Origin of the sequence: Curtobacterium sp. PhB78 (assembly GCF_003751685.1) — a bacterium.
Taxonomy (GTDB): domain Bacteria; phylum Actinomycetota; class Actinomycetes; order Actinomycetales; family Microbacteriaceae; genus Curtobacterium.
On record NZ_RKIA01000011.1, the window covers coordinates 1 to 16722 of the forward strand.

The following is a 16722-nucleotide window of genomic DNA, read 5'->3' on the forward strand; positions in this document are numbered from 1 at the left end:
GGTGTCGCGCTCGGCGCGGCTGCTGTGTGCGCGCCGAACACACCCTGGTGCAGGGTGGAGAACCAGCAATGTGCGGCTGGTGAGCGCTCCGGGTGTTTCCCGGTCTGTGCAGGTGATTCGGCGCCCTGCCCCAAGTCGATTGGAATCCGTTCGGACGAGTTTCGCCGACGGCTGTCTGTCCTACGCTCGGTCCATGCAGGGGATAACGATCCGACCGACGACCGAGGCTGACTGGGAAGCCCTCCGAGCGCTCCGCCTGGAGATGATCCAGGACACCCCGATGGCCTACGCGGAGCACCTGGCGGACGCCGAGCAGCACGACGAGACCGAATGGCGTGCGCGGGGTCGCCGCGGTCAGGACGTCGGGGGAACCTCGCTCGTGGCGATCGACGCCGACGGCCGCTGGGTCGGTGCGATGGGGGCGTTCATCCCGGACGCCGCCACCGGACCATTGCTGGTCGGCGTGTACGTCGCGCCGTCACACCGCGGCCGTGCGGCCGGCGTGACCGATGCGTTGCTCGACGCCATCGAGTCGTGGGCTTCCGGCCACGGCGCCACGCTCCGACTCCACGTGCACGAGCGCAACCTCCGGGCGCAGGCCTTCTACGCGCGACGTGGGTACGAGCTGACCGGGGCGACCGAGCCGTACGTCCTCGCGCCCGACGAGCGGGAGCTCGAGATGATCCGTCGACTCGACGGGATCTCCGCATGACCGGCGGTGGGGTGCGGTGGCTGCTGCTCGACGTCGGTGGCGTGCTCGAGATGGTCGACGACGCGGCATGGCCCGGGCAGTTCCGCACGCGGTGGGCGGCTGCGTTCGGTCTGACGGACGAGGAGTTCTCCGCGCGGTTGTCGGACGCCGACCTGCCCGATGCCGCGCGACGGACCGGGGTCGACGACGAGTACTGGGGGAAGATCGGCGCCGCTCTCGGCGCCTCGGCCGAGGTGCTCGCGTCGATGCGAGCCGACTTCTGGGACGCGTACTGCGGCTCCTTGAACGAGCCGCTCTTCGACTTCGTCGCCGGTCTGCGCGGGACGGTCGGGCTCGCGATCCTGTCCAATTCCGGTGACGGCGCCCGTCAGGAAGAGGAGCGACGATTCGGGTTCGCGGCCGTGTTCGACCCGATCTGCTACAGCCACGAGATCGGGGTCACGAAGCCGGAGCCAGAGGCCTTCCGGATCACGCTCGATCGGCTCGCTGCCGCGCCCGCGGATGTCCTCTTCGTCGACGACGTACCGGAGAACATCGAGGCTGCGCGGGCGGTCGGGATCCGGGCGCACCTGCACGTCGAGACCGCAGACACGATCGCAGCAATCCGCGCGGCGATGCCGGAGGATCGGGAGCAGTGACGGAGCCGGTGCGCGGCATGGTCTTCTTCGACGTCGACGGGACGCTCGTGTCGACCGGTTCGAGCAGCAGTCATCTCGCGGAACGATTCGGGCACCAGGACGCGCTGGACGAGGCTGAGCGTCGGTACGCCGACGGCTCGCTCACGAATCGACAGGTGAGCGAGATCGATGCCGCGGGCTGGCGCGGCGCATCGACGACGACCGTGGACCGCTGGCTCGACGACCTACCGGTGCTCCCCGGTGTGGAGCTCGTGGTGGCGTGGTGCCGCACGCACCAGGTCGTCCCCGTGCTGGCGTCGCTCGCGTGGCAGCCGGTCACTCGGTCGCTCGCGCGGCGGTTCGGGTTCGTCGCGCACGGCGGACCGCGGGTCGGGGTCACGGGTGGCACCTACGACGGGGCGGTGGCGGAGCACTTCGACGAGTTCGACAAGCGAGACCGTGCGCTCCGGTACGCGCTGGCCCGTGGCGTGCCGATCGAGCGGTGCTGTGCGATCGGGGACAGTCGGTCGGACATCCCACTCTTCGAGGTGGTCCCCGCGGCGCTGGCTCTCAACGCGACCGGAGCGGCCAGGGCGGCAGCATCGACCGCGATCGACACGGCGGACCTGTCGGACGTCGTGCCGTGGCTCGAGACGTGGCTGAACAGTCTGGACTGACCCGGCTCAGCGAGTGGATGCCCCGGCCTCCGTCGTGAGCGACTCCACCCAGCCCTGCGCCGCGCGGAGCAGGTCGTCACGTGACGCGCCTTCGAACGCGCTGAGGCGCAGGAAGTGCTGCGTGATCGTGATGCCGAGGATGCCGCTCACGGTCATCAACGCCCGCAGCCGGGCGTCGTCGCCGTCGAGAGAGCGCGCCAGGTTCTCGACCCGCTCGTCGAGGTAGCCGCGCATGGTGTCCGCCGCCTCGGGCACCGTCAGCATCGACCGGACGAGCGCCGCCGTCTCGGCGGGGAGCGCGTCGAACCGGATGCCCAGGACGTCGAGGAGGTGGTCGGCCGCCGCGCGCTCGCTCCCACCGTCCGACGTGGCCGGCAGCTGCACGGCGGTCGCGAACAGCGCTGCCTTTGACCCGAAGTGCTGCATGACGAGCGACGGATCGATGCCCGCTGCTGAGGCGATGCTCCGGATCGTCGTGCCCTCGTACCCGTTCGCACCGAACTGCCGCCGAGCGGCTGCGCGGATGCGCTCGGCGGTCTGTGCGCGTTTCGCGTCACGTGAGGTCTCGGCCATGCGTCCGACTCTACGGCGTTGAGCGAGGTGTACGGTTCACTCAACGCCGATGAGTGAATGCACCGGCGCGAGACCAGACGGAGGAACCCCGATGACCCTGATCGCGATCGAAGAGCACTGGAACCACCCGGCCCTGACGGACGCCGTCAACGCCCTGCCCGACGACCGCCGCGACCCGAGCACGGCGCTGGACGAACTCGGCGACAACGGCGAGCTGCTCCGTGACCTCGATGACGCCCGGCTCGCAGCGATGGACGAGCAGGGGATCGACGTCCAGGTGCTGTCCCTTGCGCCGCCCGGAGCGCAGCCGCTCGATGCCGCGGACGCGATCCCGCTGAGTCGGCAGGCGAACGACATCGCGATCGCCGCGGTCGCGGACCACCCGGACCGGTTCCGCGCGTTCGCGACCCTGCCGATGGCCGACCCGGACGCTGCCGTCGCCGAACTGGAGCGCACTGCCGGCCTCGGTTGCGTGGGGGCGATGGTCTACGGGCGGACGGGCGAGGTGCAGCTCGACGACCGCCGGTACGACGACCTCTTCGCCGTCGCGGCGTCGCTCGGGCAGCCGGTCTTCATCCACCCGCAGATCCCGTCGAAGCGCCTGCGCGAGGCGGCGTACGAGGGGTTCGACCCGATGGTCGAGCTCGGATTGGCGACCTTCGGGTGGGGGTGGCACCTCGAGGCGGCACGCGCGGCACTGCGCCTGATCGTCGGCGGCACCTTCGACCGGCACCCGGACCTGCAGGTCGTGCTCGGCCACTGGGGCGAGCTGCTGCTGTTCTGGCTCGACCGTGCGGACAGCCTGTCGCGGGTCGCCGGACTCGAGCGGACGGTGTCCGACACCGTCCGCTCGAACCTCCACATCACCAGCTCAGGGATGCTCAGCCCCACGCTGCTCCGGCACGCGCTGGACGTCACGACGACCGATCGGCTGCTGTTCTCCACCGACCACCCGTTCCAGCGACCCTCCGCCGCCGAGATCGACACGTTCCTGCAGCAGTTCCCCTCGGACGCGGCCCGCGACGCGTTCACGTCGGGGAACGCACGTCGGCTGTTCAGGATCGGCGACCAGAAGGATGCGGCATGATCGGTCCGTGCCCAACCCGAACGTGACCGCCGCGTACCGCGCTGCCCGTGACCAGTTGCTCTCCGCAGAGTCCGCCGATGCCGCCCGCGCCGCCTTCCGGTGGCCGGACCTCGGCGACACCTTCAACTGGGCGGACGACTGGTTCGACGTCATCGCGGCCGGGAACGACCGCATCGCGCTCTGGATCGTCGACGCGGCCGGCTCGGAACAGCGGCTCAGCTACGCGGAGATGGCCGCCCGGTCCGACCGTTTGGCCGGTCGCCTGCACGAGCACGGCGTCCGGAAGGGCGACCACGTGCTCGTCATGCTCGGCAACCAGCTCGAGCTGTGGGAGACGATTCTCGCGGTGATCAAGCTCGGAGCGGTGATCCTGCCGACGTCGACGATGCTCGACACCGCCGACCTGCAGGACCGCGTCGACCGCGGAGCCGTCGCACACGTCGTCACGAACCGCAGCGAGACCGCGAAGTACGACGACGTCCGCGGGGAATTCTCGCGCGTGGTGATCGGCGGCACGGCGGACGGGTGGACGGACTACCCGTCGGACCTCGGAGAACCAGCGCCCGCGGGGGAGTCGCGACCGATCGTGGTCACCAAGACCTCCGATCCCTGCCTCGTCTACTTCACGTCGGGCACGACCTCGAAGCCGAAGATGGTCGTGCACACCCAGACGTCCTACCCCGTCGGACACCTCAGCACGATGCACTGGCTCGGTCTGCGGCCCGGAGACGTGCACCTGGCGATCAGCTCACCCGGCTGGGGCAAGCACGCCTGGAGCTGCTTCTTCGCGCCGTGGATCGCCGAGGCGACCGTCTTCGTCCACGACACCCCGCGGTTCGATCCGGCCGCGCTCCTCGCCCAGCTGGAGTCCGCCGAGGTGAGCACGTTCTGCGCACCGCCCACCGCCTGGCGGATGATGCTCCAGTCCGATCTCGGTGCGCGCCCTCGGGCACTGCGCGAGGTCGTGTCGGCCGGAGAACCGCTGAACCCCGAGGTCATCGACCGGGTCGAACGCGCGTGGGGTCTGACCATCCGCGACGGCTACGGGCAGACCGAGACCACCGCGATCATCGGCAACGCCCCCGGCACCACCGTCACCCCGGGGGCGATGGGCCGTGCGTTGCCCGGTGTCACCGTGACGCTGCTGGACCCCGTCACCGGTCAGCCCGGCGACGAGGGCGAGGTCTGCCTGGACCTTGACGAGCGACCGGTCAACCTGATGGCCGAGTACCTCGGCGACCCCGACCGCACCGCGGCATCGATGCGCGACGGCTTCTTCCACACCGGCGACATCGCGGTCCGGGACGCCGACGGGGAACTGACCTTCATCGGCCGGACCGACGACGTGTTCAAGTCGTCCGACTACAAGGTGTCACCGTTCGAGGTCGAGAGTGCCCTGCTGCAGCACCCCGCCGTGGCCGAGAGCGCCGTCGTACCCGCGCCGGATGACGCCCGGCTCAACGTCGTGAAGGCGTACGTCACCCTCGCCGCCGGGTTCGAGGCGACGGCGGACACCGCCGAACAGGTGCTCGCCTACGCGCGGACCGCACTTCCTGCGTACGCACGCGTGCGTCGGGTCGAGTTCGCGGAGCTGCCGAAGACCATCTCGGGCAAGATCCGACGCGTGGAGCTGCGGGAGCGCGAAGAGCGCGCGGCCGCGAGCGGGGTGCCCGTCGACCGCGAGTGGCGCGACGAGCAGTTCCCGGGACTGCGCGCGTCTCGTCCGCTTCCGCCCGCCGTCGGCTGATCGCATGGTGGTCGTCCTGCGCCCGTGGTCGGTCGACGACGCACCCGCGCTGCTCCTCGCCCGGCGGACGACGCCGGACCTCGACTCGCAGTTCCCCGACGCCGAACTGCGCGACGAAGCGCAGACGCGCGAGCACATCAGCCGGTTCCTCGGGTTCGACGATCGCGCGAAGAACTGGGCGGTCGTGGACGACGGTGTCGCGGTCGGGAACGTCGGGCTCACCGCGATCGAGTTCCGGCACGGGACCGCCTGGGCGTCGTACTGGCTGGCGCGTGGTGGACGCGGACGCGGACTCGCCACGACGGCGCTGGCGAGTGTCTCGTCCTGGGCGTTCGGTGTCGGGCTGTTCCGCCTGGAGCTCGGGCACCGGGTGAACAACCCCGCGTCGTGCCGGGTCGCCACCGCTGCCGGGTTCGCCGCGGAGGGCATCGAGCGACAGAAGCTGCGGTACGGCGTCGAACGCTTCGACGTGGAGACCCACGCTCGGCTCGCGACCGACCCGGCCCCGGTTCTGCCGGCGCTGCTCCAGGTCTCCGACTAGAGCCGCGCGGGGAACGCCGACCGCCGGCCGACCAGCGTGAGCAGCGCCGCGATCGCCCCGAACACGATCATCACCACGGCCAAGACCAGTCCGTCGAACACGGTCAACAGCGCGGCTCCGAAGATCCCGGCGACGAAGATCGCGATGTTGAACGCGACGGGCAGGAAGGCGCTGGCGACGTCGGCGTTCTCCCCACCTGCCGTGGTGAGCGCCGCCTGCAGCTGCGTCGAGGCGCCTCCGAAGCTGACACCCCACAGGACGGCGGCGACGAGGACGGCGACCGGCGACGCGTGGCCGACGAGCAGGACGACCCCGGTGACGACGAACAGTCCGACGCTCAGGTGCAGCAGCGGCCGGGGATGCCGGTCGAGGAGCGCGCCCGTGACCACGACGCCGAGGATCGCCGCGATGCCGTAGACGAGGAGGACGAGCCCGGCGCTGAGGTCGGTGCCGGTCACCCGCAGGTACGGGGAGATGTAGGTGTAGATCGTGTTGTGCGCGACCATCCAAGCGGCGATGACGGCGAGGATGATCGCGATCCCACGGATGCGGAACACCTTGACCACGGAGAGCTTCGCAGTGCCGGTCTGGCCGGGTGTGTCCGGCACGAACACGGCGATCAACCCGAGGATGACGACCCCGACGAGGCTGAGGCCGATGAACGACCAGCGCCAGTCCAGGGCGGTGCCGATGAACGACCCGAGCGGCGTGCCCAGCGCGAAGCCGACGGGCGCACCGGTGGAGACGATGGCGAGGGAGACGCCCGCGAACCGGGCGGGACTGATGCGCCGCGCGTAGGTGGCGAACATGCCCCAGATGATCCCGGAAGCGGCGCCGGCGACGAACCGCGTGACGAGCGCGATGGTCACGTTCGGGGCGAACGCGGTGACGGTGTTCGCGATGATCAGCACGGCGATGGCCGTCATGATCAACGGCTTGCGGCGCAGGCCCCGCGTGAGGGCGATCGCCGGCACCGTGGCGATGACCGTGCCGATCGCGTAGGCGCTGACGAACAGTCCGACCGTGCCCTCGGACGTCCCCATGCCGTCCGCGATGACCGGCAGGAGGCCCGCGGGCATGGTCTCCATGGCGACGAGCACGAACCCGATCGCCGCGAGCAGTGCGAGCGGGAACCACGGCAGCCGGTCGTCGGCAACCGGAGTGGTCGACGGAGTCGACGGGGTCGTGGTCACGAGGGGGTCCATGTCCCTGACGGTAGGGCGGCTCGAGCGTCGGGAGGGAGGTTCTGCTCGACCCCGTTTCGGCAGAGCCTCACTCGCTGCGCGGAAGTGGTCTTCGCTGGGGGCATGACCGAACCCCAGACCTTCTTCATCACCGGGACCAGCCGCGGCATGGGCACCGAGTTCGCGCGCGCCGCCCTGGACGCCGGACACCACGTCGTCGCGACCGGGCGGGACCCGGAACGTGTCGTCGCAGCGGTCGGCCAGCACGACGAGCTGTTCGCCGTCGCGTTGGACGTCACGGACGAGCGCACCGTCCGGAGCGCGGTCGAGGCAGCGATCGAGCGGTTCGGCCACATCGACGTCCTGGTGAACAACGCCGGGAGCTTCCAGGGCGGGTTCTTCGAAGAGGTCTCCGCGGAGCAGTTCCGCGCGCAGATGGAGACGAACTTCTTCGGTGCGATGAACGTCACCCGCGCGGTGCTCCCCGTCATGCGCGCGCAGGGCTCCGGTCGGGTCATCAGCATCAGCTCGACCGCCGGCATCGTCGCCGGAGCCGGTGGGAGCGCGTACGCCGCGTCGAAGTTCGCGCTCGAGGGGTGGATGGAAGCGCTGCACGACGAGGTCCTGCCGTTCGGCATCCACACCACGGTCGTCGAGCCCGGCTTCTTCCGGACCGACCTGCTCGCGGAGGGCAGCTCCACGTTCTGGGGCGACGTCCACCTCGACGACTACCGGTCCTCGTCGGACCAGACCAAGGAGTTCTTCCGCGGCATGGAGGGCAAGCAGAGCGGCGACCCGGCGAAGCTCGCCCGGACGCTCCTCGCCCTGACCGAGATGTCCGCACCACCGGTGCGCCTCGTCGCCGGTGCCGACAGCGTCGAGGGGGTCGTGCGGAAGGCGCAGCAGCTCATCGAGCAGGCGCGGTCGTTCCCGGAACTGACCACGTCGCTCGACCTGGACGACCAGTCGAACTGAGGAGGGCGACCGGGTAGCACTCGGGACACAGCGCACGGATCCGGCTCCAGCGTGCAGCACGCGGCAGCGAGACTGGGTCGGTGCGCTCTCGTCTCGTCATCGGACTCCTCGTCGCCCTCGCCTGCACCGTGCCGCTCACAGCGTGCTCGGCCGCGGAGGGCCTGGCCCGGAACGCACTGGGGTCGTCTGGCGGATCGAGCGGCACCGAGACGGCGGTTTGCCCGAGCGCGGAGGCGCCGGCGCCGGACGCAGCGAATGCGACACCGGACCCGACCCCGGCGCCGACACTCGACCCCGCCGTTGCGAGCCAGGTGCGCACCGCCCTCCGACAGGTCCGTGCGCTCTCGTCCGTCGCCGAGGCCACGCAGACGACCACGAACACCCCCAGCTCCACTCCCGACCCGACCTGTTCCACCCGGTGGGTCACGGCGAACCACTTCGCGTCGCGGTTCACGGTGACGATGGACCCCGACGCGACACCGTCGGAGGCCGGAGCCGTCCCGACGACGATGGCCACCGAGCTGGCGTGGACCGGCGTCTCCCTGACGCTGACCGTGCCGGCGGACGAGGGGCACATCGCCAGCACCGTCCACTACGACGGCACGTTCGACCAGCAGATCCCCGAGTCGACGTCGACCGCGGTGGCGCAGGGACTCGCGACCCTCGCCGCGACCCCGCACGTGACCGGGCTCGAGGCCTCGATCCCGTACACGATGCGCGTCGACTACGGTTCACTCGTCATCGGCGTGGACTCGGAGGACCAGGGCGTCCTCGACCGCGTCCGCGCCGTGATCGACACGACGGCCTTCGCGGACACGACGCTGCACGGCGCGTTCGGCAACGGCGCGAAACCATGACCCGCCGCCCGCCATACTGAACCGATGACCCGCGCGCTGCTCCTCGTCGACATCCAGCTGGACTACTTCCCGAGCGGGGCCTTCCCCCTCGTCGAACCCGAGGCCGCTGCCACCGCAGCCCGCACCGTGCTCGACTCCTTCCGCGCTGCCGGCGACCTCGTGGTGCACGTCTTCCACGTGTCCACCGACCCGGACGCCACGTTCTTCGTGCCGGGCACGCCGGGCCTCGACTTCCACTCGTCGGTCGCGCCCCTCGACGGCGAGCAGGTCCTCGAGAAGCACGAGCCGAACAGCTTCATCGGCACCGGACTCCAGGAACTGCTGACCGACGCCGGAGTCGACGAGGTCACGATCGTCGGGATGATGAGCAGTATGTGCATCGACTCGACGACCCGGGCCGCGCACGAACTCGGCTTCACCGCGACGGTCGTCGCCGACGCGTGCGCCGCGCCGGACCTGACCTCCGGGGGCGTCACCGTCCCGGGCGCGAGCGTCCACGCCGCCTTCATGGCGGCGCTCGACGGCAGCTTCGCGACCGTCACGACGAGCGACGCGCTCAGTCGCTGACGTCCGCAGGGCGCGTTCGGGGCCCTGAGATGGGGCAGAGCGGACGGGAGGCCCGTGGCGGCGCCGCCCCGCGCCTCCCGTCCGTCAGCCGGCTCAGTTGATGATCTCGCCGCGCTCGTCCGCGCGCAGTGCGGCCAGGCGCTCGCGCCAGAGGCGCAGCGCGTCGGGCGTGAGTCGGGGCCAGTCGGTGACCTCGCGGACGATCCGTACTGGTTCGGTGCTGCGGTAGGACCGGGTCGGGTTGCCGGGGAACTTCTTGTCGGTGACGTTGGGGTCGTCCTCGTACGGACCGGTCGGCGCGACCTCGTAGACCCGCGGTTCGGCGTCACCGGCGGCGAGCTCGGCCGCGAGCCCGGCGCCGTCGGAGACCGCCGTGAAGTAGACGTGGTTCATGACCACCTCGGGGCGGTAGTTCGACCGGAAGCCCGCGGTGAGCACGTCGCCCTTCACGAGGTCCGCCTTGGTGCCGTGGAAGAACGGTCCGTCGTCATGTGCCTGCTTCACGGCGACAGGCTACGCCGAGCGGGTCAACCCCAGGCACCTGACATGTCCCCCTTCCGACGGACGCGCCGCCGGACACCGCTGCAATAGCGTGGCCGCCGTGATCGAAGTCAGCCACCTCACCAAACAGTACGGTCCGAAGACCGCCGTGGACGACGTCTCGTTCGTCGTCCGACCCGGCAGTGTGACCGGCTTCCTGGGGCCGAACGGCGCCGGGAAGTCCACCACGATGCGCATGATCATGGGCCTCGACCGGCCCACGGCGGGGAGCGCGACGGTGAACGGCCAGCCGTACACGACGTTCCGCGACCCGCTCCGACAGGTCGGTGCCCTGCTCGAGGCGAAGGCGGTCCACTCGGGCCGCAGCGCCTACAACCACCTCCTCTCGCTCGCGGCGACCCACGGCATCCCGAAGGCCCGCGTGCACGAGGTCATCGACATGACCGGCCTCGAGTCGGTCGCGAAGAAGCGCGTCGGCGGGTTCTCGCTCGGCATGGGGCAGCGTCTGGGAATCGCTGCCGCACTGCTCGGCGACCCGAAGACCCTGATCCTCGACGAGCCCGTCAACGGCCTCGACCCCGACGGCGTCCTGTGGGTCCGGCAGCTCGCCCGCCGGATGGCCGCCGACGGTCGCACCGTGTTCCTGTCCAGCCACCTGATGAGCGAGATGGCGCAGACCGCCGACCGCGTGGTCGTGCTCGGCCGCGGCAAGGTCCTCGCCGACGCCCCGATCGCCGAGTTCGTCGCCGGTGGGGGAGTCGCACCGGGCGCCGCCGGCGGTGGCAGCCGGGTCATCGTCCGGACGCCGTCGCCCGACCAGCTGTTCCAGGCCATCGGCCCGAACGCGACCGTCACCCCGCGCGAGGACGGCACCTTCCTGGTCGTCGGTCCCGACGCACCGACGGTCGGCAACATCGCCGCCCAGGCCGGCGTCGCACTGCACGAACTCACCCCGACCGGCGCGAGCCTGGAGGAGGCCTACATGGCCCTCACCCGCGACGACGTCGAGTACCGATCGGAGGGCACCCGATGAGCGCCACCAACCCGTCCGTCACCCGGACACACTCGGCTTCCGTGCCGGACTCGGTCCGCCTGTCGTTCCCGCACCTGGTCCGCAGCGAGTGGATCAAGCTCCGCAGCATCCGGTCGACGATCTGGTGCTTCGCGATCCTGGCCGTGTTGACGATCGGCATGGCCGGGCTGCTCGGCGCCTTCGTCGACCTGCCCGCGAACTCCCCGCAGGACGTCGCGAACGGCAGCTTCGTGAGCATCAACACCACGGGCGTCTCGCTCAGTGCGCTCGTCGTCGGTGTGCTCGGCGTGCTCATCATCACCGGCGAGTACGGCACCGGTCAGGTCCGCTCGACCTTCACCGCTGACCCCCGTCGCACGGGCGTGATCCTCGCGAAGGCGACCGTCCTCGCGCTGACGACCTTCGTCGTGAGCGTGGTGTCGACGTGGATCGGCGTGGTGCTGTCGGCGCTGCTCCTGGCCTCCGGCGGCACGAGCCCGCAGATCGGTGACCCGTCGGTGTTCATGCCGATCCTCGGCTCGTCGGTGTACGTGACGCTCCTCGCGCTGCTCGCCTACGGCATCGGGCTGTTCGTCCGGTCCAGCGCCGGTGGCATCGCGATCACGCTCGGCATCCTGCTCGTGTTGCCGGTGATCCTGTCGCTCGTGTCCGGGCTGCTGAACGCCGAGTGGATCGGCGACGTGTTCAAGTTCCTGCCCGACCAGGCCGGCAGCCAGCTGTTCGCGTACCCGTACACCGGCGCGGACGCGGGACCGACGAGCGGCGTGGTCCTGAACGGCTGGGGCGGCTTCGGTGTCCTGGCGGGCGAGGTGCTCGTCGTGGGTGCACTCGCGCTGACGGTCGCACGTCGACGCGACGTCTGACCCGACCGACTGCGCACGCGTTCTGCGACGTCCCACCTGTCGATCGACGGGTGGGACGTCGCTCGTTGCACACGCATCGACTGCCCCAGGCGTAGCTAAGCTCGCACCGTGCGACACCTCCCCGCCCTGGTCCTGCCGGCGCTCGCCGTCGTGGCCCTGCTCGCCGGCTGCACCTCGGCGCCGCCCGTCGACGAACAGGCTCTCGGCAAGTGGAAGACGCAGCAGGAGGCGACGACCGAGACCGAGGACGCGGTCCTCGGGGTGCTGAGCGCCGACACGAGCCCCGGCGACGAGGACCCGGCCCATCTCGAGCCCGGCGTCCACGTGCAGTTCCCGGACTCGCGGACGATCGACCACCTCGAGTTCTCGTGCTACGGCAACGGGCAGATGCGCGGCGTCGTGCGGACGGTGTCGGCGCGCGGATCGCAGAGCATCGAACTCGATCCGATGGCCTGCCGCGACAGCCCGCACCAGATCGAACTGTCATCGAGCAAGGACGTCGACAGCGTCGCGTTCAACGACTTCGACAGCGACCGGCCGAGTGCCTGGCGACTCGTCATCTTCGGTCCAGGGCCCTCGGGGGAGTGACTACCGCAGCACCTGGTAGCGGTGCAGCGTGACACCGTTGTGGTACTCCCGCTGCTCGAGCAGGTCCAGCAGCACCGGCGGTCGCACGCCCGTCGCCGGCGGGTCGAACAGCGGCCGACCGGCGCCGAGCACCGCGGGGTGCGTGTAGAGCAACAGCTCGTCGAGCAGCCCCGCGTCGAGCAACTGCGTCGCGAGGTTCGGGCCGCCGACGCCGATGTCGCCCTCCGACTCCTCACGCAGGACGGCGAGCTGCGCGATGGCGTCGTCGCCCCCGATGACCCGGGTGTTGTGGTCGGCGCTGGTCCGGGTGCGCGAGACCAGGACCTTCGGCTGGTCGGTCCAGACCTCGCCGTACTCGCGCATGAACGCCGGCATCGACTCGTCGGTGCGGGCGTCCGGCCAGAACGGGTCCATCATGTCGCGGACGACCCGCCCCTCGACGGACAGGGTCATCGCCGCGGCGCGGGCGTTGAACTCACGGTGCAGCGGCTCGTCGATCCGCATCCACTCGGGCCCCTCGACGTCGCCGAGTTCGCCCTCGTCACGCTCGACGAAGCCGTCGATCGACACGTTCATCCAGTACACGAACCTCGCGGGCATCGCTGACTCCTTCGTCGCGCGGAACCGGACGGAACCGTCCCGGTCCGCTGCCCGCGAGCGTACGCTCGCGCACGCAGCCCTTCCTCGACGATGAGAGCAGGACCCCGTGCGCCGAACAGTCGCAACCATCCTCGCCGTCGCGACGCTCACGGCGGTCGCGGCCACGGGCCTCCCGGTCGGCCCCGCCGCAGCGTCCACGCCCGTGGCGGACCGGACCACCGGACACAGCGGCTCGGGACACGGCGCGGCTGCGCCGACCCACCGGAACCCGGTCGCGCTCAGCCTGCCCGACGGCGAGACGGCAGCGAGCTGCGCCGACCCGACCGCGATCCGCGGCGTCGGGCGCGACCGCAACTGGTACCTGTACTGCACGACCGACGCGTTGACGGCGACGGAGCAGAACGCCGACGGATCGCTCGTGCAGCACGGTGTGCCGACCTACCGGTCGACCGACCTGACGCACTGGACGTACGTGAACGACGCGTTCCCGACGCGACCGGCCTGGGTGGGGTCCGCCAACGGGATATGGGCGCCGGACGTCGTGTACCGGGCCGGCGACCGCGGTCGCGCGGGCACCTGGTACCTCTACTACGCCGCGTCCGACACGCCCTCGGCATCGGCACCGACCGGCGGGGGGTCCGCGGTCGGCGTCGCGACGAGCGCGAGCCCGACCGGTCCGTGGACGGACTCCGGCGGCCCGGTCGTGGCACCGCAGACCGCCGCGAACGGCACCGGGGCGCGCTGGGCGTTCGACCCCGAGGTCATCACCGACAAGGGCACCACGTACCTGTACTTCGGCAGCTACTTCGGCGGCGTCAACGTCCGCACGCTCAACGCCGACGGTCTCCGCTCCGACCCCGCGAGCGAACGGCAGATCGCGATCGACAACCGGTACGAGGGCGCGTACCTGATGCGCCACGACGGCTGGTGGTACTTCACGGGCTCCGCCACGAACTGCTGCAACGGTGCCCTGACCGGGTACGGCGTCTTCGTCGCCCGGTCGCGCAGCCCCCTCGGACCCTTCACCGACCAGGACGGCGTGGCGATCACGAGCACCCGGGTCGGCGGGACACCCTTGCTCGCGCAGAACGGCAACCGCTGGGTCGGCACCGGGCACAACACCGTGGTCACCGATCTCGCCGGCCAGGACTGGATCATCTACCACGCGGTCGACCGCGGCGACCCGTACTACGCGGGGCAGCCGACGTACACGAAGCGGCCGGCGCTCATCGACCCGCTCGACTGGCGGCACGGCTGGCCCGTCGTGCGGGGCGGGGCGGGACCGTCCGACACGGTGCAGCCGGGGCCGGTCGCACAGCCGGGACAGCGTGCGACCTACCGGGCGACCACCGCACCCGTCGACGTGCCCGGACGCACCATCCGCGCGCTGTCGACGTCGTTCGACGGGACCACGCTCCCCACGGCGCTCCGCTGGACCCGCGAACCCGACCGCTCGACCTGGACCGTCGGCGGCGGCACGTTCCGCTGGCAGACACAGGACGCCGACATCCACCCGCCGGCGACGCCACTCGCCTCGGTCCTGTCCGAACCGGCGCCGCGAGGCGACTACGTGCTGCAGACGACCGTCGCGGTGCACACCCCCGCCACCGGCGACGGCGTGAACTACGTGCAGGGCGGACTGATCGTGTGGGGCGACGACGGGAACTACGTCCGGCTGACGTCGAACTCGATCTTCAACACCCGGCAGACGGAGTTCGGCAAGCAGGTGTCCGGGCAACCGGCTGGGGCGCCGAGCTACGGCAACACGGTCGTCGGACCGGTCGGGGACACCACCACGCTCCGGATCGTGCACCGGGTCGTCGGCGGGGAGCACCGGTACACGGCCTACACGAGCGTCGACGGGCGGCACTTCGTCCGAGGCGGGACCTGGACGGCGGACCTCGGGAGCGAGCCGAGGATCGGGCTCATCTCGCTCGGCGGTGCCGGGTTCACGAGCACGTTCGAGGACCTGCGGGTGAGCACGGTGGCGACGCACCGGCGGTGACGGTCTGACGTGCCGCGCACGCCGGCGCCGTCCATCCGGAGAACGCCGCGGGCCCCCACGATCCCCGTCGGGATGGGAGGATGCACCGACGCCTGCCCGCACCGAGAACGAGGTTCGATGAGTCCGACCGAGGACCCCCAGTCCGCGGCCCCACTGCTCGACGGGCGCTACCGACTCGAACACGCCATCGGCCAGGGCGGCATGTCCGTCGTGTACCGCGGCATCGACGAGAGCCTGCACCGCCCCGTCGCCGTCAAGGTGTTCCACGCCGGCACGGTCGACATCGCCCGGCAAGAGGCCGAACTCGGCGTGCTCGCCTCGCTCGAGCACCACAACCTCGTCAGCCTGCTCGACACCGGCGTCGTCACCGGCCACGACGGCACCCACCAGCGGTACCTCGTGATGGCGCTGGTCGTCGGCCAGGACCTCGAGGAACGCCTCGCCGTCGGCCCGCTCGCCTCCCGCCACATCGCCGAGATCGGCTACGACATGGCCGAGGCGCTGCACTACATCCACAGCCACGGCGTCGTGCACCGCGACATCAAGCCGTCGAACATCCTGCTCGTCGACTACGGCCACGACTCCGACCGTGCCCGCGCGCGGCTCACCGACTTCGGCATCGCGCTCGCCGCGGGCGTCGAACGCATGACCGCCGACGGCGTCACCACCGGCACCGCCGCCTACCTCAGCCCCGAGCAGGCCCGCGGCGGCGACGTCGGGAGCCCGAGCGACGTCTACTCGCTCGGCCTCGTGCTGTTGCAGTGCTTCACCCGCCGCCGCGAGTTCCCCGGCTCGCTCGTCGAGTCCGCGGTCGCCCGGCTGTCCCGCGACCCGGTCGTGCCCGAGCCACTGCCCGAGCACTGGAAGCAACTGCTCCGTGCGATGACCGCGCAGGACCCGGCCGCGCGCCCCGCCGGCGCCGAGCTGGTCACGATGCTGCGCGACGTCGTCATGACCGAGACGGCCGGCACCGACCACGTCGTGGACACCACCGCCGCGGCTCCGACCGCCGCTGCCGGTGCGCCGCGAGCCGACGCCGACACAGCCCGCCCGGCGACGCTCGACACCCTGCCCGACGAGGCCCTGCACCGCACCACCGCGATGGCCGCCCGCCTGTTCGACGCGCCCATCGCCCTGGTCGAGGTGCTCGACGAGGACCGCGCCTGGTCGCAGTCGTACATCGCCGAGGGCGTCGACGAAGCAGCGCGCAACATCAACTTCGGCAACGGCTTCGCGCCCGTCGCGGTCCCCGTCGTCATCCCGGACGGGTCGATCCACCCCGACATGCAGCACAGCCCGCTCGTCACCGGCGCGCTCGGCATCCGGTTCTACGTGAGCGTGCCGCTCGTGCGGCACGACGGTGTTCCGATCGGCACCCTCGCGGTGCTCGACACGAAGCCGCGGCAGGCGACGGAGGGCGACCTCGCCAACCTGCACGACCTGGCCGCGCTCGCCGTCACACAGCTCGAGATCCGGCAGGAGTCGCTCCGCACGACGAGCGACTCCCTGCCGGTCGCGCAGGCGGTCCCGCAGGAGGGCGCGCGGCCCTAGACGGTCGCCGCTGGCGGACGGGAGGGCCGGTGCGGGCCCGCCCC

The 16722-nt window shown here is 71.1% G+C and carries 18 protein-coding genes; 14 read left to right on the plus strand and 4 right to left on the minus strand.

Annotation, left to right across the window (positions count from 1 at the left end):
- Window positions 1-193 precede the first annotated feature (193 nt).
- From EDF53_RS18445 to EDF53_RS18455, 3 genes are read left to right on the plus strand one after another with little or no spacing between them, the layout of a single operon-like run.
- Window positions 194-712: a GNAT family N-acetyltransferase gene (locus EDF53_RS18445; protein WP_123294909.1), complete on the plus strand. Its 519-nt coding sequence runs from the start codon at window positions 194-196 to the stop codon at window positions 710-712.
- Window positions 709-1350: an HAD-IA family hydrolase gene (locus tag EDF53_RS18450; RefSeq protein ID WP_123294910.1), complete on the plus strand. Its 642-nt coding sequence runs from the start codon at window positions 709-711 to the stop codon at window positions 1348-1350. Before EDF53_RS18445 ends, EDF53_RS18450 begins: the two co-directional genes overlap by 4 nt.
- Window positions 1347-2006: an HAD family phosphatase gene (locus tag EDF53_RS18455; protein WP_243834110.1), complete on the plus strand. Its 660-nt coding sequence runs from the start codon at window positions 1347-1349 to the stop codon at window positions 2004-2006. Before EDF53_RS18450 ends, EDF53_RS18455 begins: the two co-directional genes overlap by 4 nt.
- Window positions 2007-2012: 6 nt before the next feature.
- Here EDF53_RS18455 and EDF53_RS18460 read toward each other — a convergent pair whose 3' ends face one another.
- On the minus strand, window positions 2013-2579 hold the full coding sequence (locus EDF53_RS18460; RefSeq protein ID WP_123294911.1) for a TetR/AcrR family transcriptional regulator: 567 nt from the start codon (window positions 2577-2579) through the stop codon (window positions 2013-2015).
- 91 nt (window positions 2580-2670) lie between these two features.
- Here EDF53_RS18460 and EDF53_RS18465 point away from each other — a divergent pair, with 91 nt between their 5' ends.
- The 3 genes from EDF53_RS18465 to EDF53_RS18475 are packed head-to-tail and all read left to right on the plus strand — an operon-like array spanning window position 2671 to window position 5954.
- On the plus strand, window positions 2671-3666 hold the full coding sequence (locus EDF53_RS18465; protein ID WP_123294912.1) for an amidohydrolase family protein: 996 nt from the start codon (window positions 2671-2673) through the stop codon (window positions 3664-3666).
- Window positions 3656-5413, plus strand: coding sequence for an AMP-binding protein (locus tag EDF53_RS18470; RefSeq protein WP_123294913.1), 1758 nt, complete (start codon window positions 3656-3658; stop codon window positions 5411-5413). The genes EDF53_RS18465 and EDF53_RS18470 overlap by 11 nt, the downstream gene beginning before the upstream one ends.
- Before the next feature lie 4 nt (window positions 5414-5417).
- Window positions 5418-5954 (plus strand): GNAT family N-acetyltransferase, encoded by a 537-nt coding sequence (locus tag EDF53_RS18475; protein WP_123294914.1) that lies wholly within the window; start codon window positions 5418-5420, stop codon window positions 5952-5954.
- Here the strand turns inward: EDF53_RS18475 and EDF53_RS18480 are convergent.
- Window positions 5951-7159, minus strand: coding sequence for an MFS transporter (locus EDF53_RS18480; protein WP_123294915.1), 1209 nt, complete (start codon window positions 7157-7159; stop codon window positions 5951-5953). The two genes, EDF53_RS18475 and EDF53_RS18480, sit on opposite strands and share 4 nt — an antisense overlap.
- 102 nt (window positions 7160-7261) lie before the next feature.
- On the opposite strand from EDF53_RS18480, the gene EDF53_RS18485 reads away from it, so the two are divergent.
- From EDF53_RS18485 to EDF53_RS18495, 3 genes are all read left to right on the plus strand, one after another.
- Window positions 7262-8113: an SDR family NAD(P)-dependent oxidoreductase gene (locus tag EDF53_RS18485; protein ID WP_123294946.1), complete on the plus strand. Its 852-nt coding sequence runs from the start codon at window positions 7262-7264 to the stop codon at window positions 8111-8113.
- 80 nt (window positions 8114-8193) lie between these two features.
- Window positions 8194-8970 carry a hypothetical protein gene (locus tag EDF53_RS18490; protein WP_260216143.1) on the plus strand — a complete coding sequence of 259 codons (777 nt, stop codon included), beginning with the start codon at window positions 8194-8196 and terminating at the stop codon, window positions 8968-8970.
- A gap of 24 nt (window positions 8971-8994) precedes the next feature.
- Window positions 8995-9537, plus strand: coding sequence for a cysteine hydrolase family protein (locus EDF53_RS18495; protein ID WP_123294916.1), 543 nt, complete (start codon window positions 8995-8997; stop codon window positions 9535-9537).
- 93 nt (window positions 9538-9630) lie between these two features.
- On the opposite strand, the gene arr is transcribed toward EDF53_RS18495, so the two are convergent.
- The gene (arr, locus tag EDF53_RS18500) at window positions 9631-10041 is read right to left on the minus strand and encodes an NAD(+)--rifampin ADP-ribosyltransferase (RefSeq protein ID WP_123294917.1); all 411 of its coding nucleotides are present in this window, start codon (window positions 10039-10041) and stop codon (window positions 9631-9633) included.
- Window positions 10042-10138: 97 nt separating this feature from the next.
- Here arr and EDF53_RS18505 point away from each other — a divergent pair, with 97 nt between their 5' ends.
- From EDF53_RS18505 to EDF53_RS18515, 3 genes are all read left to right on the plus strand, one after another.
- On the plus strand, window positions 10139-11071 hold the full coding sequence (locus EDF53_RS18505; RefSeq protein ID WP_123294948.1) for an ABC transporter ATP-binding protein: 933 nt from the start codon (window positions 10139-10141) through the stop codon (window positions 11069-11071).
- Window positions 11068-11934: an ABC transporter permease gene (locus tag EDF53_RS18510; RefSeq protein WP_123294918.1), complete on the plus strand. Its 867-nt coding sequence runs from the start codon at window positions 11068-11070 to the stop codon at window positions 11932-11934. The genes EDF53_RS18505 and EDF53_RS18510 overlap by 4 nt, the downstream gene beginning before the upstream one ends.
- A gap of 108 nt (window positions 11935-12042) precedes the next feature.
- Complete coding sequence (locus EDF53_RS18515) at window positions 12043-12522, plus strand: hypothetical protein (protein WP_123294919.1); 480 nt, start codon at window positions 12043-12045, stop codon at window positions 12520-12522.
- On the opposite strand, the gene EDF53_RS18520 is transcribed toward EDF53_RS18515, so the two are convergent.
- Window positions 12523-13122, minus strand: coding sequence for a dihydrofolate reductase family protein (locus EDF53_RS18520; RefSeq protein WP_123294920.1), 600 nt, complete (start codon window positions 13120-13122; stop codon window positions 12523-12525). It abuts the gene before it with no gap.
- A gap of 106 nt (window positions 13123-13228) precedes the next feature.
- On the opposite strand from EDF53_RS18520, the gene EDF53_RS18525 reads away from it, so the two are divergent.
- Window positions 13229-15127, plus strand: a complete 1899-nt coding sequence (locus EDF53_RS18525; RefSeq protein ID WP_123294921.1) for a family 43 glycosylhydrolase — start codon at window positions 13229-13231, stop codon at window positions 15125-15127.
- Between the two features lie 117 nt (window positions 15128-15244).
- Window positions 15245-16678, plus strand: coding sequence for a GAF domain-containing serine/threonine-protein kinase (locus EDF53_RS19505; protein WP_134195974.1), 1434 nt, complete (start codon window positions 15245-15247; stop codon window positions 16676-16678).
- Window positions 16679-16722: the final 44 nt, after the last annotated feature.